This is a genomic window from Apibacter sp. HY039, from assembly GCF_004023655.1.
Taxonomy (GTDB): Bacteria; Bacteroidota; Bacteroidia; order Flavobacteriales; family Weeksellaceae; genus Apibacter; species Apibacter raozihei.
Genome location: NZ_SAYM01000001.1, coordinates 696,326 through 718,450 on the forward strand (window position 1 = coordinate 696,326; position 22,125 = coordinate 718,450).

General features: G+C 31.4%; 18 protein-coding genes. 5 read left to right on the forward strand and 13 right to left on the reverse strand.

Translation table 11 applies throughout. The annotated features are described in order from the left end of the window. Positions 1-21: 21 nt before the first annotated feature. The 6 genes from EQ921_RS03105 to EQ921_RS03130 form a co-directional block, all read right to left on the reverse strand. A complete protein-coding gene (locus EQ921_RS03105; protein ID WP_128330512.1) occupies positions 22-1,530 on the reverse strand; it encodes an alpha-isopropylmalate synthase regulatory domain-containing protein in 1,509 nt (502 codons plus the stop codon). An 18-nt stretch (positions 1,531-1,548) separates the two neighbouring features. Next, positions 1,549-2,148 carry a 3-isopropylmalate dehydratase small subunit gene (gene leuD / locus EQ921_RS03110; protein WP_128330513.1) on the reverse strand — a complete coding sequence of 200 codons (600 nt, stop codon included), beginning with the start codon at positions 2,146-2,148 and terminating at the stop codon, positions 1,549-1,551. 20 nt (positions 2,149-2,168) lie between these two features. Then, the gene (leuC, locus tag EQ921_RS03115; protein ID WP_128151123.1) at positions 2,169-3,563 is read right to left on the reverse strand and encodes a 3-isopropylmalate dehydratase large subunit; all 1,395 of its coding nucleotides are present in this window, start codon (positions 3,561-3,563) and stop codon (positions 2,169-2,171) included. 61 nt (positions 3,564-3,624) lie between these two features. Continuing rightward, on the reverse strand, positions 3,625-5,115 hold the full coding sequence (locus EQ921_RS03120) for a 2-isopropylmalate synthase (RefSeq protein ID WP_128151125.1): 1,491 nt from the start codon (positions 5,113-5,115) through the stop codon (positions 3,625-3,627). Between the two features lie 400 nt (positions 5,116-5,515). Next, positions 5,516-6,964, reverse strand: a complete 1,449-nt coding sequence (locus EQ921_RS03125) for an ATP-binding cassette domain-containing protein (protein WP_128330514.1) — start codon at positions 6,962-6,964, stop codon at positions 5,516-5,518. A gap of 424 nt (positions 6,965-7,388) precedes the next feature. Beyond that, positions 7,389-9,527: a TonB-dependent receptor gene (locus EQ921_RS03130; RefSeq protein ID WP_128330515.1), complete on the reverse strand. Its 2,139-nt coding sequence runs from the start codon at positions 9,525-9,527 to the stop codon at positions 7,389-7,391. 384 nt (positions 9,528-9,911) lie between these two features. On the opposite strand from EQ921_RS03130, the gene EQ921_RS03135 reads away from it, so the two are divergent. Both EQ921_RS03135 and EQ921_RS03140 read left to right on the forward strand, forming a co-directional pair. Then, positions 9,912-10,883: a polyprenyl synthetase family protein gene (locus EQ921_RS03135; RefSeq protein ID WP_128330516.1), complete on the forward strand. Its 972-nt coding sequence runs from the start codon at positions 9,912-9,914 to the stop codon at positions 10,881-10,883. Between the two features lie 9 nt (positions 10,884-10,892). Beyond that, positions 10,893-11,888, forward strand: a complete 996-nt coding sequence (locus EQ921_RS03140) for a GSCFA domain-containing protein (protein ID WP_128330517.1) — start codon at positions 10,893-10,895, stop codon at positions 11,886-11,888. An 827-nt stretch (positions 11,889-12,715) separates the two neighbouring features. Here EQ921_RS03140 and EQ921_RS03145 read toward each other — a convergent pair. Beyond that, complete coding sequence (locus EQ921_RS03145; RefSeq protein ID WP_128330518.1) at positions 12,716-13,780, reverse strand: hypothetical protein; 1,065 nt, start codon at positions 13,778-13,780, stop codon at positions 12,716-12,718. Between the two features lie 202 nt (positions 13,781-13,982). Here EQ921_RS03145 and EQ921_RS03150 point away from each other — a divergent pair, with 202 nt between their 5' ends. Continuing rightward, positions 13,983-14,753, forward strand: coding sequence for a TatD family hydrolase (locus tag EQ921_RS03150; RefSeq protein WP_128330519.1), 771 nt, complete (start codon positions 13,983-13,985; stop codon positions 14,751-14,753). A 72-nt stretch (positions 14,754-14,825) separates the two neighbouring features. Here the strand turns inward: EQ921_RS03150 and rpmA are convergent, their stop codons facing one another. Continuing rightward, positions 14,826-15,092: a 50S ribosomal protein L27 gene (gene rpmA / locus EQ921_RS03155; RefSeq protein ID WP_128151143.1), complete on the reverse strand. Its 267-nt coding sequence runs from the start codon at positions 15,090-15,092 to the stop codon at positions 14,826-14,828. A 29-nt stretch (positions 15,093-15,121) separates the two neighbouring features. Further along, positions 15,122-15,493, reverse strand: a complete 372-nt coding sequence (rplU, locus tag EQ921_RS03160; RefSeq protein WP_128330520.1) for a 50S ribosomal protein L21 — start codon at positions 15,491-15,493, stop codon at positions 15,122-15,124. Positions 15,494-15,652: 159 nt separating this feature from the next. Here rplU and fmt point away from each other — a divergent pair, with 159 nt between their 5' ends. After that, positions 15,653-16,612: a methionyl-tRNA formyltransferase gene (gene fmt / locus EQ921_RS03165; protein WP_128330521.1), complete on the forward strand. Its 960-nt coding sequence runs from the start codon at positions 15,653-15,655 to the stop codon at positions 16,610-16,612. A 29-nt stretch (positions 16,613-16,641) separates the two neighbouring features. Next, positions 16,642-17,427, forward strand: coding sequence for an HAD family hydrolase (locus EQ921_RS03170; RefSeq protein WP_164875565.1), 786 nt, complete (start codon positions 16,642-16,644; stop codon positions 17,425-17,427). Positions 17,428-17,532: 105 nt separating this feature from the next. Here EQ921_RS03170 and EQ921_RS03175 read toward each other — a convergent pair whose 3' ends face one another. From EQ921_RS03175 to EQ921_RS03190, 4 genes are all read right to left on the reverse strand, one after another. Then, positions 17,533-17,940 carry a hypothetical protein gene (locus EQ921_RS03175; RefSeq protein WP_128330523.1) on the reverse strand — a complete coding sequence of 136 codons (408 nt, stop codon included), beginning with the start codon at positions 17,938-17,940 and terminating at the stop codon, positions 17,533-17,535. 409 nt (positions 17,941-18,349) lie between these two features. Next, on the reverse strand, positions 18,350-19,996 hold the full coding sequence (locus EQ921_RS03180; RefSeq protein ID WP_128330524.1) for a hypothetical protein: 1,647 nt from the start codon (positions 19,994-19,996) through the stop codon (positions 18,350-18,352). Between the two features lie 113 nt (positions 19,997-20,109). Further along, positions 20,110-20,514, reverse strand: coding sequence for a hypothetical protein (locus EQ921_RS03185; protein WP_128330525.1), 405 nt, complete (start codon positions 20,512-20,514; stop codon positions 20,110-20,112). A gap of 778 nt (positions 20,515-21,292) precedes the next feature. Next, positions 21,293-22,054 (reverse strand): (Fe-S)-binding protein, encoded by a 762-nt coding sequence (locus EQ921_RS03190; protein ID WP_181951022.1) that lies wholly within the window; start codon positions 22,052-22,054, stop codon positions 21,293-21,295. Between the last annotated feature and the right edge of the window lie 71 nt (positions 22,055-22,125).

A 22,125-nucleotide genomic window follows, 5' to 3' on the forward strand; every position in this document is an offset into this window, starting at 1 on the left:
GAGATATTTTACAATAGATATTTACATATTTTCAATAATGTTAAGCATTTTTTCAGTTGCTTTAATAGCAGCCTCCGTCTGATCTGCATCTAATCCTCGAGTTTTAAATTCATTTCCTTTAAAATTCCAAGATATAACGGTTTGTACAAGAGCATCTGTTTTTCCTCCGGGAGGAATAATTACTTTGTAGTTAGATAATACGGGTTTAGTTTTGTTCAGCTTATCGTAAATTAAACTTATAGCCTGAGAAAATGCATCATACTGTCCATCGCCCGAAGCGGTTTGTTCGTAGGTTTTGCCTTCAATTTCCATCTGAATGGAAGCTGTTGGGTGTAAGCCCTTACTTAGAACCATTGCATAAGATTTTATTTTAACCTTCTTTTCATTTTCATTGAAATTAAGTACATCTGATATAATAAATGGTAAATCTTCCTGTGTTATAATTTCTTTTCGATCTCCAAGTTCAATAACGCGATTGGTCACTTTTATCATATCTTTTTCATCCAGTTCTATTCCTAAAGCTTCTATATTTTTTTTAATATTGGCTTTACCGGATAGTTTTCCTAAAGCATATTCACGTACCCTTCCAAATCTATCGGGATGTAAATCGTTATAATACAGGTTGTTTTTGTTGTCACCATCTGCATGAATGCCGGCAGTTTGAGTGAATACATTTTCACCGATAATAGGCTGATTTGATGATATATTTTGACCTGAATAAGTTTCTACCACCCTGCTTACTTTATTTAGCATGTCTTCTCTTATTGAGGTTTTTTGATTCATTTGATCGTGGAGGACAGCTATTACACTTGGAAGTGGAGCGTTTCCAGCGCGTTCGCCTAATCCGTTCATGGTTACATGAATTCCCTGAATACCTGCATCTACGGCAGCCATTACATTTGCTACTGCTAAATCGTAATCGTTATGTGCGTGAAAATCAAAATGGTAATCAGCATATCTTGTGATCATTTGTTTGCAGTATTTTTCCGTATTTATCGGATTTAAAATACCTAATGTATCTGGTAACATAAACCTTTTAACAGGCATCTCTTTAAGTCCGTCGAGTAAAAAATAAACATATTCCGGGGAATTGATCATTCCATTAGACCAGTCTTCCAGATATAGATTTACATTAATTCCCAGAGAATGGGCTCTCTTGATTTCTTCTTTTATTTCTTGAAGATGCTGTTCCGGAGTTTTTCGAAGTTGCTCGGTTACATGCTTAAGAGAACCTTTAGTCAATAGGTTAATATTTTTACATCCTGAGTCTGAAATCCATTGCAGAGAAATGCCTTTATCGACAAAACCAAGTATTTCCAATTTATCAAGATGTCCGGCATTTAAAGCCCATGAAGCAATTTTTTGCACGGTATGAAATTCACCTTCAGATACTTTGGCGGAGGCAATTTCCAAACGGTTAATGCCCATGTCTATCAGAAGGCGAGTTATGCTCAGTTTTTCCTGCATTGAGAAAGAAACCCCAGAGGTCTGCTCTCCGTCGCGGAGAGTGGTATCCATAATCTCTATCATTTTTTGCAGCTTTTTTGGCTATAAACCAAAGTACATTCTTGTTTTTTCGTACTCTTCTATCTTGTCTTTTTTGGATAATAGGTAATCGATATCATCCAATCCTTTTTGAAGACATTCTTTTTTATAAGTGTTTATTTCGAATGCTTCAGATCTACCGGTCTTATTATTTGTAATAGTCTGTTGATCTAAATCAATAGTAAGTGTATTTTGAGGGTTATCATGAACACATTCAAGTATTTCTGATAAAAAATCTGGACTTACAACAACCGGAAGAAGTCCGTTATTAAGTGAATTGTTTTTAAAAATATCTGCAAAGTAGCTGGATACTACGGCTCTGAATCCATATCCTGAAACCGCCCATGCTGCATGCTCTCTACTGGAACCACTTCCAAAATTTTTGCCTGCTACTAAAATTGTTCCGCTATAGGTAGGGTTATTTAAAACAAAGTCCGGTTTAGGATTTCCATCTTTATCATATCTCCAGTCAGCAAAAAGATTATCTCCAAATCCTTCTTTATCTGTTGCTTTAAGAAATCTTGCTGGTATTATTTGGTCAGTATCTACATTTTCTATGGGAAGAGGTACATAAGTAGAAGTTACAGTTTGAAATTTTTCCATTTTAATTTTTGATTTTTAGGTTAGGCAATTTTTCTAGGGTCAGTAATTTTTCCTGTTACAGCAGCAGCAGCAGCTACTAACGGGCTAGCTAAAATAGTTCTGGCGCCAGGTCCTTGTCTGCCTTCAAAATTACGGTTGGTTGTAGAAATAGCATATTTTCCGGCAGGTACTTTATCATCATTCATTGCCAGGCAAGCGGAGCAACCAGGCTGACGCACTTCAAATCCTGCTTCAACTAATATTTGGTATAAACCTTCGTCTCTTAGCTGTTTTTCAACTCTATGGCTGCCTGGAACTAACCATGCAACTACATTGTCAGACTTTTTCTTTCCTTTTACAAAATTGGCAAATGTTCTAAAGTCTTCAATTCTACCATTGGTACAACTTCCTAAAAATACATAATCAATAGGTTTACCCTCCATTTTTTCTCCGGGTTGGAATCCCATATAATTTAAAGATTTTTTAAATGTAATTTGTCCGGTTTCGTCTAATCCTTCAAGAGTAGGAATAGAACCACTTATAAAGACACCCATTCCCGGATTTGTTCCGTAAGTTACCATTGGTTCAATTTTGCTGGCATCAAATACATATTCTTTATCAAATTCAGCACCTTCGTCTGTTTTCAATGTTCTCCAGTATTCAACAGCCTGTTCCCAGTTTTCTTCTTGTGGAGCAAAATCTTTTCCTTTTATATATTCGAAAGTAGTTTCATCTGGAGCAATAAGGCCGCCTCTTGCACCCATCTCAATACTAAGGTTGCATAAGGTCATTCTCTCTTCCATGGTTAAATTTCGGATAGCTTCTCCTGCATATTCTACGAAATAACCAGTGGCGCCTCCTGTGGTAAGTTGAGCTATCATATATAAAGCCAGGTCTTTGGCAGTAACACCTTGTTCTAATTTACCATTAAATGTTATTCTCATTGTTTTAGGCCTTGACTGTAGTATGCACTGAGTGGCAAGAACCATTTCCACTTCACTGGTACCTATACCGAAAGCTATTGCTCCAAAGGCACCATGAGTTGAAGTGTGGCTGTCTCCACATACAATGGTCATACCTGGCTGAGTGTATCCGTTTTCCGGACCGATTATATGCACCACACCATTTCTTTCATTTCCCAAAGCGTAAAGAGTTAATCCAAATTCTTCAGCATTTTTAGATAATGTATCTAGTTGCTTTCTGGAAACCGGATCTTTAACCGGCTGATCCTGGTTACAGGTAGGGGTGTTGTGATCTGCTGTTAATGTTGTCTGATTAGGTCTGAAAACTTTAAGGCCTCTTTCTCTTAATCCATTGAAGGCTTGCGGGCTTGTAACTTCATGACAAAAATGACGATCTATATACAATTGGGTAGGACCGTCTTTTATTGCGGTTACAGTGTGTGCATCCCAAATTTTATCAAATAACGTTTTCATGTTTTGTTTTTTTATCTGAAAATTTTTATTAGTTTGTTGTAATTATAAGTTGGTTTTACGTTTAAACAGGAATTTTATTAATTGCATCAATAAAGGCTTCAACTGAAGCTGCTATAATGTCTGTATTGGCAGAAAATCCGTAATAATTGGTTTCATTGTATTCAACCTGCATATGTACTTTTCCTAGATCATCGCTTCCTTTGTTAATTGCCTGAATCAGGAATTCATGAATAGTTACTTGTCTTTTAAGAATGTCTCTAACAGCATTAATTGCGGCATCTACCGGTCCGTTTCCAAAGGAAGTGGATGTAAATTTTTCACCGGATATATTTAAGGCTACTACGGCAACCGGCTGAACTCCTTTACCGGAAGTCACTTGTAAATATTCTAATTTTAAACGATTGGTTTTATTTACTTCCTTTCCGGCAAGGATTAATAAATCTTCGTCATTAATATCTTTTTTTCTATCTGCAAGCTCTAGGAATTTTTCGTATAAATCGGTAAGTTCATCAGCATCAACTTTTATATTAAGCAAATTTAAACGGCTTTTTAGGGCATGTCTTCCACTTCTTGCTGTAAGTACTATTGAATTATCATTGATACCTACTTCTTTAGGATCTATGATTTCGTAAGTAGATAAGTTTTTTAAAACTCCATCTTGATGTATTCCTGAGGAATGAGCAAATGCATTTCGTCCAACAATAGCTTTATTGGGTTGTACCGGCATGTTCATAAGACTGGAAACCATTTTACTTAACGGATAAATTTTCTGAGTGTTAATATTGGTTTCAATGTTTAATTCTTTGTGGCTTTTAATTGCCATAACTACTTCTTCAAGTGATGTATTTCCAGCTCTTTCTCCAATACCATTAACTGTAACTTCTACTTGTCTGGCTCCATTCATAACTCCCATAATAGAGTTAGCTGTTGCCATACCTAAATCCTGATGGCAATGGGTAGATAAAATAGCATTTTTCATATCTACGTGCTCTATCAGATATTTTATTTTTTCACCGTATTCTGTAGGTAAGCAATATCCTGTTGTATCTGGTATATTAATGACAGTAGCTCCCGCATTTACCACAGCCTGAACTACTTTTGCCAAGTAAGCATTGTCCGTTCTTCCGGCATCTTCAGCATAAAATTCAACATCTTCAACAAATTTTTTAGCGTAAGCAGTAGCAGCAGCAGCTCTTTTTATAATTTCTTCCTGAGTGGAATTAAATTTATATTTAATATGGAAATCTGAGGTTCCAATTCCGGTATGAATTCTTTTTTTCTTAGCATATTTTAAGGCTTCGGCTGCTGTTTCAATATCTTTTTCAACAGCTCTTGTGAGGGCACAGATGGTTGGCCAGGTTACGGCTTTAGATATTTCAACTACTGAGTTGAAATCTCCGGGGCTGGAAACAGGAAATCCTGCTTCAATAACGTCTACACCCAACTCTTCTAAAGCTTTTGCTATTTCTATTTTCTCAATTGTATTTAATTGACATCCGGGGACTTGTTCACCATCCCTTAATGTTGTGTCGAAAATAAATAATTTCTCCATCTTATGTATTACTTTATTATTTTTTTAGTATAAAAATAAAACCTTTCTCAATTAGGTGAGAAAGGCTTTATCGATATTTTGTATTTACAACATAAAAGCACTACTCACCCTGGGTGCGCCCCAGAATCAGAATAATACTAAGTATGCTAGTAAATGTTGACATTTTTTATTGTTGTAATGATTTTTCCAGTGGCTAAATTATAACATTTTTTTTATATGACCAATTTAAATGGGCTATAATATCATACTTAATATCATTAGGATTTAAAATTATGTTCAAAATATTATTAAAAAAAGATATAATTGATGATTTTATTTATTTGTAATTAACTTGTTTAAACTTTATAGATATATTTTTATGAATTTGATATATATTAAATTTATGTTAAAATAACTTTAGTTAAACTTCATTTTTAATTAAAACTATTTCTTTTTTAACAATATCAGGTATTTCATCTTTATAATGAGTAACGTATATTAGTGCTTTATTTTTATCACAATATGCTTCAATAAGTTTTTTTATTTGTTTTTTATTCTCCATGTCCAAGCCATGTAAAGGCTCATCTAAAATAATTAATGACGGGTTTTTTACGAATACCCTGGCTAGAAGTATCAATCGTTGCTCTCCGGTTGATACATTTAAGAATGATATATTTTTTAAATGTGAAATTCCGAATATTTTCATCCATTCCAGAACGGTTTCGTTTTGTTTTTCATTACATTTTTTATAAAGCCCTATAGTATCAAAAAAACCTGAACCTATAATTTCTTTGCAACTTACATTTTTTTGATAATATAAGTGCATTTCCGGTGATACATAGCCTATATGCTTTTTTATATCCCAAATACTTTCTCCTGTTCCCCTTTTTTTATCAAATAAGGTTATATCATTAGCATAAGCTTGAGGGTTATCTCCAGCTACAAGGCTAAGTAGTGTTGATTTTCCCGAACCGTTTGGACCTAGAAGTGCCCACTTTTCTCCCTTTTTTACTATCCAGTTTAAATTTTTTAAAATAGTACGTGAGCCATATTTAATGGTAACATTTTTAAAAATGATAGCATTAATATATTCGTCGTTTTTGTTTATTGTTATTTGTTCTTTATTTTGAAAAATACTAGATTTAAATAAATTCATCTGAAAAGATTGATCATTGGTAAATTCAGAATAGCTCATTTCAGGTAATATAGTTTTATTTTTTACGGGCAAAATATGAGTAATTACTTCAGGTATGTCATTTATGTCAGAAACTAAGAGAATAATTTGTAAATTTCCTATCGTTGTTAAATTCTCCAACACATTTCTCAGAACTTTTCTGGAATAGCTATCCAACCCTATAAATGGATTATCCATGATAAGGAATTTTGGCTTTGAAGATAGTGATTTGACAATTAAAAATTTACGCAATTCGCCGCTGGAAAGTAAGTTGATCTTTTTCACATTTAAGTCTTCAATTTTAAATGCAGTTACAAGATGTTGTATCCAACTTTGATCTGGTTCTTTACTTAAAATATCCTTAACTGTGGGGATATCTTCTTCTAAACCAGTATTCCATCTTTGCTGATAGTAGCTATTTTTTAAATCAGCAAGGCTATAAATATCGTGAAATGCTACAAATTTTATACATTTTCTAATATGAATGTTGTTACCATATTCATCTTTACAATAAATTTCTCCTGTTTTCAACCCATATTTACTTAAGAGAATGTCAATAAGAAGGTTTTTGCCACTTCCGTTGGAACCGATGATCGCCCAATGTTCATTTGGTTTTATTTTCCAGTTAATCGGATTTGAAAAAATTGCAAATTTTTGAAGTGGAACAATATTTTTTAATTCTAATACAGGATTCATAACATCTAATTATTAAAAATTTAATTTTTATTATTGTGCTGTCAAAACATACAAAAGAACTAACTATATTATAATAAATTTTATGTTCTTAGCATTAATAGATAAACTTTATATATTCAGTTCATGTACATTTTTAATTTGAATATTGATTCATAATCTAATTTATGAATTAAATTTAATATTAGAAATGAGAGACCCCTGAATTTATGATAAATAGTATTGTATTGTCAATAACTTTGCTTTTATCTAAAAAAATGTAACCTGCAATATAGTGTTTAGTTTAATTTAGAAAACCCGAAATCTATTTTGCATTTGCAGCTTAAGTTTATACGTTGGACTTTTATAAGTTAAATTAAGAGTAAATAATAGTTTTAAACTATTTAAAAAGGCTTACAGGTAATTCGACTTATAAGCCTTTTACTAATTAATAATTGACTGTAAAATTTAATGTTAAATAGCGGCCATTTCCTCTTGCATATTCACTATCTCTGGCCATAATCATTGAAGCGCTCGTATAGTATGTTTTATTAAACAAATTCTCAATTCCCATACTAATTTTTGTATTTTTAAATTTATAGTTTGCTGTCAGATTAAAAAGATCAATTGGAAACACTTTTCCTTCACCTTCGTTAAATATTTCATTGCCATTTTTGTCTATAACAGGTGTAAAACGATCTCTTTTAAAAGTATGTATATAAATAACATTTAATGCAAGATTTTTGATAGGATTTAATGTGGTGAAAAAAGTAAGTTTAGGTGCTGATATGCTAAGTCCCGACATGTATTGGTTGTAACTTGAAGAATCATCCGTTTTAAGTTTTCCTTCTAGATATGAATATGTTCCACCTAAAATGATATATCGATTTATTTTTGTATCCATTTGAATTTCCAGACCTTGAATTAACTGTGGGTTTCTGACTACCTTCCAAAAACCGTCATTTCCTGCAACTAAGTCACTACCTAATTTGGAATGTGACCAATAATATGCCGCTTTAAAGTTAATTTTATCAATAATTTTACTTGTGAAACCTACTTCGTAATTGTTAGTTGCTACGGGATCTGTTTCAATTTTGGAAACTACATCGTCTTTTGCATCTCTTAGCACACGGCCTAAATCAAAAATAGCAAATCCTTGAGAGAATGAAATATACGGGTTAAATTCTTTTGCTGCATAGTATTGAATAGAAGTATTAAATGTAGGTTTGTTATAATTTAAATTACCTCCTTGTATAGATGGCCAAACTTGATTTTTTTTATTAGGAATGGTATGATAATCAGGTATTTTTACTAAGATATGATCATATCTGACACCTGTTTTTAAATTAATTTTATTATAAAAATTAGTTACTGTCTGTAAAAAACCGGCAGTATTATATCCCTTCAATTCCGGAACCCAAAGTCTCCCATCCACAAGAGGTTGGCTTGTTTCGTCCAGCAAAAAATCTCCTCCGTATAAAACGGAAGTTTTAATATTTTCATTATAATTAATTGTCGTTATAAAATTTAGTCTGGCACCATATTTATTTGCTTTTATAGTAGCTTGTCCTCCGGTTTCTTCCCATCTTGGCTTACTAGGATTGTTTTCTCTATAATCGAAAATGGTATACAAACTTTGTGTGTAAAAAGAGGCCTCCAAACTCGTATTTTTAAATATATTATTGCTTATCAATTTTATGTAAGCATTATGATTGTATTTTGTTCCTTCATTTATAGCATTTGGATTTTTTTCTCCGACTATTCCTATTCTTGGTGATTGTAGATATTTCCCGCCAGATGCTACTAAATCAGTATCTTGTTCACTTGAAAAAAAATTGTACATAGCTTCTATTCTTAAATTTTGGGTAAATTTATATCCGATTTTAGCTAAAATATTTTTAGACATTACATCGCTTAACCCATATCGTGGAGAAATAAATTCTCCATTTCCATCAATACCTCTGCCGGAAGTTATTATTCCTGCATTTATTAAATAATCAAAGTTTTTTATATTTCCATAAAGTTGTTGATTAAGTTTGTATCCTGATGCGTGATCTGATTGTTTTATTCTCGCATCTGTAATGCCTATAGAAGTTTCGCCATTAAATGCTTTATTTGAACGTGACTTTTTAGTTACAAAGTTTACAATTCCTCCTACAGCACCCGAACCATATAGAGAACTAGCTCCTTCAATAACTTCGATTCGTTCAATCGCGAATGGACTTATGGAACGAATGTCTCTATCTGTATTTCTTAATGGCGTTGACTGAGGAATGCCATCAACCATTACTAGCATAGGTCTGCCACGCATGGTTTGTGATCTATTGCTTGTAGTATTTGAACTTAGTCCTATGGATGGTACCGCCAAGCCCAGAATTACTGACATATCAGGATTTGATAAAGCGAGTTCTTCAATAGTTTCTTTAGAAATAACAATGACTGAACTTGCTGAATTTTTTACAACTTCCGGTATTCTGGTGGCTGATATTATAGTTTCATTTAATTCTAACTCTTTAGTCTCTTGAGTGTAGAAGTGTTGATAGTTAATTAGTAAAATGAGACATGCAAAAAAGAGCTTTATATTCATGATTGATATATTTTGATTGTAAATATAATGTTATTTAGAATTATTATAATTAATTAATTTAAATTTTTAAAATGCCAATCGTTAGAAGTAATTTATTTTAATATTTAAAAATCTAAAATAATTTTGACTAGATTTAATTAATAAATTATTGTAATATAAAGTGTTAAATATATTTTTATGGGAATAGATTTATAATATCATCAAATAAATATAATATCAAAAATTATAGTAAATATTTAATTATTTTGATGAAAATTGCTTTTGCAAAAAGATCTTTTCGATTTTTAACCGTCGATTTAAAAGTATAACGTTTTAAATAACCAAGATTTATGAGATGAGAATAAAGCTCTTAATTCGTTATCTTTGTCTAAATAATTAAAAGATATGAGTTTTTTAGATAAATATAAAGTACTGGTTGAAGATGCAATTGATCAATATAAATTAAAAGATCAGCCAGTTCAATTATATGAGCCAATAAATTACATTTTGGGACTGGGTGGAAAGCAACTTCGCCCTGTATTATTGTTAATGGCTTGTGATTTATTTAATGGAGATTTGAAAAGTGCTCTTAAACCTGCATTGGGAATTGAATATTTTCATAATTTCTCTTTAATGCATGATGATATTATGGATAAGGCACCTTTACGAAGAGGAAAAGAAACCGTTCATAAGAAATACGATGAAAATACAGCAATCTTGTCGGGAGATGCTTTATTGGTAAAATCATTTCAAATGCTGGAAGATTTAAATCCGGATTTATTAAAATCTTGTTTTTTGTTGTTTACGAAAACAGCGCTGGGTGTTTGTGAGGGACAACAATATGATATGAACTTTGAGAGTCAACAAGCTGTATCTTTTGATGAATACATTCATATGATATCAGGTAAAACAGCTGTTTTATGTGCCTGTTCACTTAAAATGGGATCAATAATTGCTAATGCAGATGATGAAAATGCAGACTATATGTATGAGTTTGGGCGATATTTAGGGATTGCTTTTCAATTAATGGATGATTATCTGGATGTGTTTGGTGTTGTAAATAAAGTAGGGAAAAAACATGCTGGGGATATTACAGAAAATAAAAAAACCGTACTTTATTTATTAGCTGTTCAAAATGCAGACGAAAAACAATTGGAAAGACTTACTTATTGGTTTTCCCGTACTGATGATTCCATAGAAAAAATTTCAGAAGTTATAAAAATTTATAAAGAATTAAAAATTGATGATCAGTGCTTGGAATTAGTGCGATTTTATACTAATAAATCATTCGCGTATTTATCTAAAATAAATGTATCTGATGATAAAAAGAAACCCTTCTACCAATTGGTAGACTATTTACTTGTAAGACAAAATTAAAATTTTTGTATGATATTTAGAACAGAATTAGAATACAATCCTCAATCATATGGTTTAGATTATACCAGTAATATTTTTACTATGGGATCTTGTTTTGCAACTGAAATTTCAGAAAAGCTTGCCTTTTATAAATTTAATGTAAAGCATAACCCTTTTGGAGTTTTATTTCATCCTTTAGCAATTGAAAATGCATTAATGAGAATTTATTCCAATGAAGAATACCTAGCCTCTGAAATTTATAAATATGAAGATTTATATTTTAGTTGGGATCATCATTCGTCTTTTAGTAGTCATACGGCTGAAAAAACTCTCAATCTTATAAATAAAAACATACAGGATGCAAATAATTTTCTACAGAATACTGATCTAATTATTATTACCTTAGGAACTGCATTTGTGTATCGGCTAAAACAATATGATCTGGTAGTTGCTAACTGTCACAAGATACCGAATACTCAATTCACTAAATCCCTTTTAGCAGAGCATCAGATAAAGACTTCACTCAAGAATATTGTTGAAATGCTTACTGATATAGGAAAACCGGGAATGAAAATATTATTTACGTTAAGTCCTGTCAGGCATACTAAAGATGGATTAATTGAGAATAATAAAAGTAAGGCTAGATTACTTTGTGCTATGCATTCTGTTGTAGACTCATATGAAAATTGCGATTATTTTCCTTCTTATGAATTTATAATGGATGATCTGAGAGATTATCGTTTTTATAAAGACGATTTGGTTCATCCTAATGAATTTGCCATTCAATATATTTGGGAAAGTTTTCAAAGAGCTCATATCACTTCCGATATATATTCTTTAATGCAGAAAGTTAAAAAAGTTAATTTAGCTCTTCAACACCGACCTCACAACACGTTTACGATAGCATATAAAAAATTTTTGTATAGTATTGTTAAAGATATTCAGGATATTGAACCTAAACTACCTAAAGGAGCATTCAAGGAAGAGTTTGTAGAGTTAAGAAAAAAAATGAATGATTCATATTAATTATAAATTAAAAAGTTAACTTTTATAATTTCTGGTTATTCTGATTCGAAGTGGGAACCATTTTTTTAGACTATCCAATTGATAAGTTTCCAAGTTGCACACTTTTTATGGAAAAAAATTATAGAATACTTTTCCATAGCTTGTAAATAGCCACAATAAATGTTTATTAGAGCAGGTCTGATGGGTGCAAAATCAGAATCTGTCATGTTAAGGGTTATAGCAGGCGGTGGAATACCTTCTTCAGGCGTATTTGTAAAAACTTTATTAAAGTTAGAATAATAATAATTTGATTTCCAATAGATGAATTTTTCTCTAAAATAAATACGTAAAAACCTTTCGCTATGTTGGATCCAATACCCCGAACTTCTGGGTTTGATGATTGATTTTCCTAAACTTATAGTGATATTATTAATTTCTGTATAAGGAATAATGTTAAAAGTTACATCTTTTTGATCAAAATGATCAGATTTGTTTGTCCTGATGTTCTTATGAATTAAAGTAAAATAGGTACCTCCGTTTTTTATGCTATCAAGATCGAATTTTAGATTTTTTTCTTTATCATTAATAATAGATAGCTGGTTTTTGCATAAATTTTTTTTGTCAAACTTTTCTAAGCTTTTTTTCTCCCAACTAAAAGTTGATCTACTGTTTAAAAAAAATTATTAGTTTCGGGATTTTTACATCCCAAAATTATCACAAGTAAACAAATTAAAGGAAATAGTCTCATTGTGAGTAAAAATAATGGTAATAAATGAATTTACAAAAGTATATCAAAGGTTTTACAAATCCTCACCTATACCCCAACAGCGTATAGGTGAGGATTTATCTTACCAAAGATCAGATAATAAAACTCTGCAATCCATTGTTGCATTACTTTTATTAGTTAAAACCATATTTTTAGGTTCAGCACCTTGCACGTCAAAATTAATAGTATATAGTCCGTGAGTAGGAGTAATAGTAAATGAAGATACCATGTAAGCAGACTGCATAGTCTGAGCATTTCCTTCAGAATAAACCCCTCCGGTTTGCTGTATAGATACGTGACTTACATTATTAGCCAATGTTATTAGATATTCATCCGTGAAAGTTTTATAACTGTTAGAAGTTAATGAACCGCTTATATTAACTCTATAAGCTCTATAAGTAAAAAAAGGGAAAGAAAAAGTTCCTGTTGCTGATAGTACAGAGGTAAATCTTGCTCTTCCCATATTACCAGAGTTATCTCTTCCATTATTAACATACATTGCCTGCCACTTACTTCCCTGCCATACATAAAAATTTTTCCCATTAGCATTATCTCCGCTAATACTTGTATTCGTATTATAAACCATCATTCCATCTGTAGCTGTTCCGTCTAATCCCCAGGTAGTTGTTGAAGTAAGGCTCACCCTGGGAATTAATAAACCTTTCGTTGTAGAGGTTAAATCTAGTATCGCACCTGAGTTAGGAGAACGAACTCCTATTCCTACGTTACCGCCAACTGGATTTAATAGAATTGACAGTGAAGTGTTTTTAACAACATCACGTGATTGGAAACCAAATCCATAAGGGGTATTAATATCTGAAAATAAATCCAAAGCGCCGTTAGATGCAGTGAATGTTGCAATACTGGCTGATGCCTGTAGAGTAGGGATCATTTGGTCACCCGTAACATGTAGTCGTGTAGTCGGAGTGGTGTTGTTGATTCCAAGTCTGCCATTATTTAGTATAGTAACTAGATTTGCATTACTGGAATTATTTATAGATAGTGCTTTGGTTGCAGCATCGTTACCTTTGGTTAAAATATCCAAAGTTGCACTTGGAGCTGTTACATTAATACCCACCTGCCCTTTGGAATATTTAGAGAAGCAGAGTAGAGTAATAGTAATAATTAATAATAAAGTTTTTTTCATGATGTTTATTTTAATAATGAGTTGTTCATTTATAGATATAATATATAGATTAATAATTTTTAATTATTGATTAAATATTTTTTATATTATATTTTTAAACTAAATTTAATATGTTTTTTGTGTTAATTTTTAAAGTATCAAATTTAATGCTAATAAGTATATATGAATTAATTTTAATTAATATTTTTGAAAAAAATCTATAATGAGATTAATTGATACACATACCCATTTATATTCAAATGAGTTTTTATACGATAGAGATGAAGTAATTCAGAGGGCTATAAAAGAAGGGGTAGAAAGATTTTACCTCCCCTCAATTAATTCCTCATATTATGATTCTATGCTTTCTTTGAAAAATGATTATCCTGAAAATATTTTTTTAATGATAGGGCTACATCCTTGTGATGTAAAATACGAATCTTATACGGAGGAACTTTTATTTGTTAAAAATAAGCTAAATGAAGGTAAATTTGCTGCTATAGGGGAAATTGGAATTGACTTATATTGGGATAAATCGACATTAGCCATACAACAAGATGCTTTCAGAAAACAAATTTCTCTGGCTAAAAAATATAAGTTACCCATAGTTATACATGTAAGAGATGCATTTGAAGAAATTTTTGAAATTCTGAGAGAAGAAAATTCTCCTGAATTGTATGGTATTTTACATTGTTTTTCGGGTACTTTAGAACAGGCTTTAGAAGCAATTAGCTTAGGATTTAGTTTAGGAATTGGTGGGGTTGTTACCTTTAAGAATGGTAAAATAGATCAATTTTTAAAAGAAATTCCGTTAGATAAGATTGTACTGGAGACAGATTCCCCTTATTTAGCCCCCGTGCCTTTCAGGGGTAAAAGGAATGAGTCATCGTATATAAAGTTGGTAGTTGATAAACTTTCTGATATTTATGAAGTTTTGCCTGATAAAATAGCAGATATAACCACAATGAATGCTTTAAAAATATTTAAGATGTAAATCAGTAAATATTAATTTATAAAAAAATCCGGTGATTTCACCGGATTTTTATTTTTTATAATATCTTACTACTTATGCTTGAGCTTCACTTGTTTGAATTGAAACATAAGAGCGATTATTTTGTTTTTTTCTAAAAACAACTACTCCATCAACAAGAGCAAATAAGGTATGGTCTTTACCTATCCCAACATTATCTCCTGGGTGGTGTACAGTACCTCTTTGTCTTACTAAGATGTTACCTGCTTTGGCTTCTTGACCTCCGAAAATCTTAACTCCTAATCTTTTGGAATGTGATTCTCTACCGTTTTTGGAGCTACCAACCCCCTTCTTGTGTGCCATTCTGTTACTATTTCTTAATTAAAATTTTGTTATTCTTCAGTTTTTTCTTCTTCAGTTTTAGCTGCAGCTTTTTTTGATGCTTTTTTAGGAGTGCTGCCTCCAATAGAAATGATTTGAATTTGAGTGAATTGTTGTCTGTGACCATTTTTCACTTTATATCCTTTTCTTCTTTTCTTTTTGAAAACAATAACTTTGTCTCCTTTAACATGGTCTAAAACTTTAGCGACTACTGTCACTCCTTCTATAACCGGGGCGCCTACTGTTATGGAACCATTATCTGTAAGTAAAACTTTATCAAAAGTTACTTCATCATTAGCATTTGCTTGTAAACGGTTCACGAACAACTTTTGGTCTTGCTCAACTTTGTATTGAAGCCCTGCTATCTCTACAATTGCGTACATAAAATATTCGTTTTTTTATTTTTTACAGGTTGCAAATATAAGGTTTTTTTTTAAATATCAATAATAAAATGACTTGAAGCTATTAGATTTTTAGTTTAGTCCAATATAGCGATATCTTAGATAACAATTACTAATTTTGTAAATAGATACAAGTTTTATATGAATAAAAAATCTTTAAAAGTTTTGTATATGGGGACTCCAGATTTTGCTGTAGCTCCCTTAGATGAAATTTTCAAATCCAATCATCAGATTGTGGGAGTAGTGACTGTTCCGGATAAACCAGCAGGCAGAGGTCGTAAATTGATGGAATCTGCAGTGAAAAAGTACGCTGTGGAGAATGAGCTGCTTGTTTTGCAGCCTTCTAAAATGAAAGATCCGGACTTTTTAAAGGTAATTAAGGATTTAAATCCTGATGTAATTGTGGTTGTAGCATTCCGTTTGCTTCCAGAAGAAATATGGTCCCTGCCTCAATTAGGTACTTTTAATCTGCATGCTTCTTTACTTCCTCAATATAGAGGAGCTGCACCCATTAATTTTGCTATAATAAATGGAGATAAAGAGTCAGGAGTTACCACTTTTTTTATAGATAATAAGATTGATACTGGTGAAATTTTACTACAATCGTCATTACCAATTTTAGATAGTGATGATGCCGGTACTTTGCATGATAAGCTCATGGAGTTAGGGAGGGGGGTAGTACTTGAAACATTGAACGGTCTTGCAGCAGGAACATTAGAGCCTAAAAAACAAGTTTTGCTGGAAAATGTTGAATATAAATATGCTCCGAAAATATTTAAAGATGATTGCGAAATTGACTGGAATAAGTCCCTGATACAAATTAATAATTTAATTAAAGGCCTGAGTCCCTATCCGGTTGCATTCACCCATTGGGTAAGCAATGATTCAAGTAAGATTTTGAAAATATATAAAGGACTTTATACTGTAGAAAAACATGCGTTACCTGTTGGGAGTGTGGTTGTTGAAGGAAAGGCTTTGAAAATTGCTGCATCCGATGGATTTTATTTTCCTCTATTGGTTCAGCTTGAAGGAAAAAAAGTACTGTCTGTCTCTGATTTTATTAATGGATTAACGCAAAAAAATAATATTAAAGTCAGATAAATATGAACTTTAAAAATGTTAAGTTAGTTGTGAGTGATATGGATGGTACCTTGCTTCACTCTGATTATAGTATAAATCCGGAATTTTTTAATATTTATGAAAAATTAAAATCGTTAGGTATTAGTTTTTCTGTAGCTAGTGGGAGGCAATATTATAGTTTATTGAAAATATTTGATTCAATTAAAAATGATATCTATTTTATTGCTGAAAATGGTGGAAACTTAGTTTATTGTGGAAAGACATTGATTACTAGAGAAATAAACCAAGATCTAATTGGTGAAGTTATTAAATTATGTGTTCCCATTCCAGGTGCTGAGGTTTTATTATGTGGAACCAAATCTGCTTATGCAAGTAAATCAGCTCCAGAGTTTGCAGAACATATTAAACAATATTATCCCAAAAACAAGGTACTTTCTTCTTTATCTGAACCTTTAGAAGATGAAATTGTGAAAATAGCTATTTATAATAGAGAAGGAGTTGAGAATAGTGTATATCCTATAGTATCATACTTAAATAAGGAATACAATGTCAAAATTTCCGGAAAACATTGGGTTGATATTTCTTTAAAAAACTCCAATAAAGGAGAAGCTCTTAAAGAGGTACAGAAAAGATTGAACATTTCAAAAGAGGGAACTATGGTTTTTGGGGATTATCTTAATGATGAAGAAATGATGCATGAAGCATTTTATAGTTTTGCTATGGAGAATGCCCATCCTGATTTGAAAAAATCAGCAAATTTTGAAACGGTATCAAATGATCAAGATGGAGTTTTAAAAATTTTGAAAGAAGTTATCAGGCAAAATAGCAGTATGTGAAATTTATCTTTAAAATGTTAAATTAGAAGCAATTTTACTAAAATTGACTGATCTAAAATAAAAAAAAGCTCATAAATTTTATGAGCTTTTTTATTCTATTTTTGTTTAAGAAGGACAGGTGAAAACGTTCGCTGTACACTTCTGAGTGTCAGGATTAAATTTTGAAATAGTTGGGCATTCATAGATGTAGCTTGAAAATAATTGTCTCGATCCATCTCTTTTATATACACAATAAGCATATTTTTTACAGCCAGTTCCTGGAATAACTAAACGCATGTTTCTTACAGCGAATTTTGGGCAAATATCACTTTGAGGAGCATCGGAGATAGCATCGCCAGAGTCCGAAAGTTTGTTTTCATCAGCTAAAGCCGTTGAGCTTTTCAATTTATGTAATGAGGCCACAAGTCCTTCATTATCATAAGGATTTTTTGGATGTAGATCATTGTTGGCAGCTGATTGTGAATAATAGAATGAACATGTCATTACTAAAATCAAAGTTACTAATTGTTTCATATTTTTTGTTTTTTAAAAAATTAATTGGATAAAATTAGTATTTTTTTATTTATAAAATAATAATTTTATAAATTATTTTAAAATGTTATAAAATAATTTTAATGTATATTAATTGAGCTTATCAATAATTCATTTGTAATATAGTTTAATATATGAAACACAATGATGTAGTGAGCTAAATTAATTTTTCACAAATAGCATATGGGGGAATCTATTGGATTTAAATTTTAAATAAAAAGGTTAATCATGCTAGAAGAGGTTTCGGGAGTTATAGAATATTAAAATTCATATATATTGTTTTTTTACTATATAATTGTATAGTTGATTAAATGAAGTAAGTAATAAAAAAAGAGCTCAAAATATTTGAGCTCTCTTAAGGGTATTTAATTAATTGTATATATGATTTCAATTAATAAGGACATCTTGCAATGGTAGCAGAGCATAATCGACTTCCTACATTAAATTTAGAAGTTGTAGGGCAAGTGTATGTATAAGACGAAAACAAAGCGCTGCCACTATATACACATTTAATATACTGTGTACAGTTAGTTCCTGGTTTTAGCCAGTTTCCTGCGCTCTTACATGTAAAATTAGTATTTACTCCATTTGCGCTTGTAGAAGCAGATTGAGTGTCATCACAGGAGCCATAAGCGGTAACGGTAATGGTGGTTCTTCCTTCAGTAGTAGGAGAGTAGTTATAAGTAGAACTTACACCACTTTGAACAATTTGACTACCTACTTTCCAATCGTATCTCACAGCATTGGTTACACCACTTGCAGTAAATTTCTGGGTTGTTCCAGGATTTACCTGAGCCGTAGTCGGGGATATTTTTAAAGTTCCAGACAGTTTTTGACAAGCTACTGTGGGGGTGGAAGTAACGGAATTACTTACAGACGAACTATTACATCCGATAGCTTTTACCATTATGGTAACACTTGACGTATTCTGAGGAGTATAAGTAAATGTAGTACCATTCTGACCAGATTGAAGTGAATTATTGACATACCATTGATAGGTTTCAGCATTGCTAACTCCAGAAACAGTAAATACGGATTGTTCACTTACAACTAAAGGTGTATAGCTGATAGATGGTGTTCCGGCAACTGGTATACATGCCGTTTGAGGGGTAGCTGTAACTGTTCCCGTTGTGGTAGTTGTTTCGTCACATCCTATTCCGGTTACAGTTATAGTTACAGGATTTGTATCTGAAGGAGTAAATTTAAAAGTTTGACTGGTTTCATCTTGGACATGATCATTAACAGCCCATTGATAACTTAAAATGTTTGTTCCCCCGTTTGCTGTAAATGTTGTGGTTTCACTAACGATTAAGTTGGGATTAGCCGGACTTATAGAAAGTGTACCGGAAGCTGTGTTTTGACAGGCCTCTACATCATTTGGGATTTCATCTATTTGAGCAGATTGAAAGGTTCCATCGCAACTGTATGCTTTGACTTTTACAATAACCTGATCAGTGTTTACAGGTGTATAGGTAAAGGTAGCGTATATTTCACCTTCTTGTACTACATCGTCAATTAACCACTCATATCTAGACACATTCTCAACATTATAAGCGCTATATTCTTTGGCTACACCAACAAAAATATCCGTAGCATAATCACGGCTGATGCCCAATGTACCGGTCATAGGTATACAATCTACATCTCCGCATTTTTCAATCCATTCTGTCTTTACCCAGAAATTTATACATTTAGTATCAACATTATAGATCATTAAACCGTTTTTTTTACTACTGGAGCTAAGAGAGTCCAGTTTTCTTATTTGCAGTGTTGTTAATTGAGGTAGTCTTAACCCTTTATTTGATGCTATTTCCAGAGACGAGTAAGCAGAAGGTTGATTGGTTCCAATGCCTACTGAGCCAGAGTTTGTAATAACTACATCATCTTTCTGTTCGTCTTGTGAAGGAGTTCCCGTTTGGGAATTGTTTCCTGAACCGTCAATATGAAAGACCGTTTTAGGATTATTTGTATTAACACCTGTCTGTGAATAGCTGAAACAGGTGTATAAAGCCAAAAATAATATAATTAATTGTTTCATTTTAAAGTTTTATTTAAGGTTTAATAAAATATCGGACTATTTATATAAATATATGTTTTATTAATCTAAACCTTTTTTATAGAGAATATTTTGTTTTAATAGCAAGAGGAATGTTAATTACCGCATATTTTTTTCCATTCTGTATCTACCCAGAAGTTAATACAATTAGTTTCAGTATTAAATACAGTCAATCCGTTTTTATTTTCATCTGCATCCGTAGCAGAATCCAATTCTGATATTTGAGAATTAGTTAACTGAGGTAGTCTAAGTCCTTTATCAGATGCGATTTCTAAAGAAGAATAAGCAGCTGGATCAATGGTTCCGATTCCAATACTTCCAGAACTGGTAATCACGACATCGTTTTTTTGAGCACTTTCTGAGATAGTACCCGATGTAGGATTATCTCCGGCTCCGTCAATATGTAATAAAGCCTTTGGATTGCTTGTATTAATACCAACTTGGGAAAAACAACAATAAGATGACAATGTAGTTGTTAGTAATAGTAAAAAAAGTTTCATAAATGTGTATAGTTATAGTTAATGATTGAAAGGTTAATAAAAATTAAATTGATATTAGTTAATAATTGTATTTTACATATAACTAATTATAAAATTCATATTGCAGCGAATAATAAATAGTTTAGTTTTTATTATATATAAGAAAGTAGTAGTTTGAAATAAATTGTAATTAAGGATACCATTTTTACGATAATAAAATTTAGCATTTTCTTAACTGGATGCAAATGTAGTATCTTGTAATGTGTATATCCTAAATAAAAATAAGTGTATTTCGTGAAATCCGCTATAATTTTGTGTAATAAAAAAGTAAATCCTCATGTCTATGTAAAAAAAAAGTGTTATAAAAAATTCGTTATTTGAATAAATTATAAAATTACTTTTTTTGAAAAAATAAATAATATGAGATTAAATTAAATTTATTTTTAATACAATGATGTTTAAAATGTTTAAATTATTCTTTATTGAAATTATTCTAGACTTTGTAAATGTTCTTTAAGCTAAAACTATTGAATATTCGCTTTTTTTTAATGTAAATTAATAAATTAATTCGATTTTGTATTGATTTTACTTGTTATGACTCATGAGTATTATATAAATATCATAAATTATGACTTATATCTGTAGTGAAAAATATGATTTTAATATTAACTAAGCTTTTTAATATTAATTTTTTAATAAAATGATTTTTTAAGGTATAGGGATATAGCAAAAAACAAAAAAATACTTGTAAAAGTATTTTTCAATCAAATAAAGAAAAAGTGAGTATCAATAAATTTGATTAATTAATAGCTTCATTAAGTAATTCAGCTAAATCTTTGACAAAAACCTGTAAACTTTTTTCTTTAACTTTAATACCATCAGTGAGCATGGTGTTGCAGAATGGACAACCAGTGGCTATAATGTTCGGAGATTTATCAAGAGCTTCCTCCGTTCTTTCTATGTTAATATCCTTTATGCCCTTTTCTGGTTCTTTAAACATTTGTGCACCTCCTGCACCACAGCAAAGGCCATTTTGACGACAGCGTTTCATTTCAATTAAATCGGCTTCAAGTGCAGATAATACTTGTCGTGGAGCTTCGTATTGATCATTGGCTCTTCCAAGATAACAAGGATCATGAAAAACTATTTTTTTTCCTTTAAAATTTCCCCCTTCTACTTTTAAGCGACCTTCGTATAATAAATTTTGAAGAAATTGAGCGTGATGAAGAACTTCATACTCCCCTCCAAGTTGAGGATATTCATTTTTTAGCGTATTGAAACAATGAGGACAGGCGGTAACTATTTTTTTAATTTCATATGAATTTAAAACCTCTATATTCATTATAGCTTGCATTTGAAATAGAAATTCATTTCCTGCTCTCTTCGCCGGATCTCCTGTACACCCCTCTTCCTGGCCTAAAATAGCAAAATCTATTCTCGCTTTTTGTAAAAGAGAGGCAAAAGCTTTAGTAATTTTTTTAGCTCTTTCATCAAAACTTCCTGAGCAGCCTACCCAAAATAAAACTTCCGGAGATTTTCCTTCAGCAGCATATTCTGCCATTGTTTTTATCGGTTGAATATTAGATTCCATAATTAAAATCAGATGTTAGGTTTTATGTTTACTCTTTTGAA

What these genes read in the sequence shown, in the direction of transcription:
- EQ921_RS03105 (WP_128330512.1), bottom strand. Translation starts at nt 1,530, where the DNA reads ATGATAGAGATTATGGATACCACTCTCCGCGACGGAGAGCAGACCTCT.
- leuD (WP_128330513.1), bottom strand. Translation starts at nt 2,148, where the DNA reads ATGGAAAAATTTCAAACTGTAACTTCTACTTATGTACCTCTTCCCATA.
- leuC (WP_128151123.1), bottom strand. Translation starts at nt 3,563, where the DNA reads ATGAAAACGTTATTTGATAAAATTTGGGATGCACACACTGTAACCGCA.
- EQ921_RS03120 (WP_128151125.1), bottom strand. Translation starts at nt 5,115, where the DNA reads ATGGAGAAATTATTTATTTTCGACACAACATTAAGGGATGGTGAACAA.
- EQ921_RS03125 (WP_128330514.1), bottom strand. Translation starts at nt 6,964, where the DNA reads ATGAATCCTGTATTAGAATTAAAAAATATTGTTCCACTTCAAAAATTT.
- EQ921_RS03130 (WP_128330515.1), bottom strand. Translation starts at nt 9,527, where the DNA reads ATGAATATAAAGCTCTTTTTTGCATGTCTCATTTTACTAATTAACTAT.
- EQ921_RS03135 (WP_128330516.1), top strand. Translation starts at nt 9,912, where the DNA reads ATGAGTTTTTTAGATAAATATAAAGTACTGGTTGAAGATGCAATTGAT.
- EQ921_RS03140 (WP_128330517.1), top strand. Translation starts at nt 10,893, where the DNA reads ATGATATTTAGAACAGAATTAGAATACAATCCTCAATCATATGGTTTA.
- EQ921_RS03145 (WP_128330518.1), bottom strand. Translation starts at nt 13,780, where the DNA reads ATGAAAAAAACTTTATTATTAATTATTACTATTACTCTACTCTGCTTC.
- EQ921_RS03150 (WP_128330519.1), top strand. Translation starts at nt 13,983, where the DNA reads ATGAGATTAATTGATACACATACCCATTTATATTCAAATGAGTTTTTA.
- rpmA (WP_128151143.1), bottom strand. Translation starts at nt 15,092, where the DNA reads ATGGCACACAAGAAGGGGGTTGGTAGCTCCAAAAACGGTAGAGAATCA.
- rplU (WP_128330520.1), bottom strand. Translation starts at nt 15,493, where the DNA reads ATGTACGCAATTGTAGAGATAGCAGGGCTTCAATACAAAGTTGAGCAA.
- fmt (WP_128330521.1), top strand. Translation starts at nt 15,653, where the DNA reads ATGAATAAAAAATCTTTAAAAGTTTTGTATATGGGGACTCCAGATTTT.
- EQ921_RS03175 (WP_128330523.1), bottom strand. Translation starts at nt 17,940, where the DNA reads ATGAAACAATTAGTAACTTTGATTTTAGTAATGACATGTTCATTCTAT.
- EQ921_RS03180 (WP_128330524.1), bottom strand. Translation starts at nt 19,996, where the DNA reads ATGAAACAATTAATTATATTATTTTTGGCTTTATACACCTGTTTCAGC.
- EQ921_RS03185 (WP_128330525.1), bottom strand. Translation starts at nt 20,514, where the DNA reads ATGAAACTTTTTTTACTATTACTAACAACTACATTGTCATCTTATTGT.
- EQ921_RS03190 (WP_181951022.1), bottom strand. Translation starts at nt 22,054, where the DNA reads ATGGCAGAATATGCTGCTGAAGGAAAATCTCCGGAAGTTTTATTTTGG.